We start from the raw sequence: 589 nt of genomic DNA, 5'->3' as shown, positions 1-589 counted from the left end.
TGGATGCGCAGCATGGTTTCCAGAGGATAGGGTTTTCTACCGCCGCCGGCCTTGGGGTAGAACGGTTCGATCAGCTCCAGCAGGCCTGCCCAGGGCACCACCTGATCCATTTCGGCGAGGAAGCGCTCTCGGCGGGTTTGCTTGCGCTTGCCGGCGTACTCAAAGTCGGAAAAGCTCATCTGGCTCATGGGCGGCTCGGATCAGGTGTTGCGGGGATTCTCGCATAACTGAAGGCTTGTTCGGAGATTCCTTAGACGTTTGCGCAAAACGTCAAGCTCTGAGTCCCCTTTCCGCAGCCCACTCCATAAGTGCGCAGTCATGGCGTAGCCCGAGCTTATTCATTGCCGTGCGTTTTTGGCGACTGATAGTTTTTTCACTGCGACTGAGCCGTGTAGCAATTTCGCGGCCGGATTGTCCTTGGACAAATAACCTCACCACTTCAATTTCTTTGGGCGACAGTGCCGGCGTTTTGCAAGGTAGTTGTCGCGTCAGCCGTGTTTTTAAGCTGCTATTTTCACTGCCGGCTGCTCCCTCTCTGGGTTGAGTGTGACGGCGCCGATAGGTTGCCAATTTCGCGTTGCACCTGACC

The 589-nt window shown here is 55.9% G+C and carries 2 protein-coding genes; both read right to left on the bottom strand.

Translation table 11 applies throughout. From position 1 onward, the window contains the following. Positions 1–188 (bottom strand): transposase (locus HBN61_RS22365; protein WP_524539063.1); only part of this gene is annotated, 188 nt, incomplete at its 3' end. Between the two features lie 82 nt (positions 189–270). Beyond that, positions 271–435: a LuxR C-terminal-related transcriptional regulator gene (locus tag HBN61_RS22790; protein WP_524539089.1), complete on the bottom strand. Its 165-nt coding sequence runs from the start codon at positions 433–435 to the stop codon at positions 271–273. Positions 436–589 lie beyond the last annotated feature (154 nt).

The sequence above is a fragment of the Pseudomonas sp. WS 5071 genome, from assembly GCF_012985765.1.
Taxonomy (GTDB): Bacteria; Pseudomonadota; Gammaproteobacteria; order Pseudomonadales; family Pseudomonadaceae; genus Aquipseudomonas; species Aquipseudomonas lundensis_A.
This window is presented reverse-complemented; position numbering and strand designations above follow the sequence as displayed.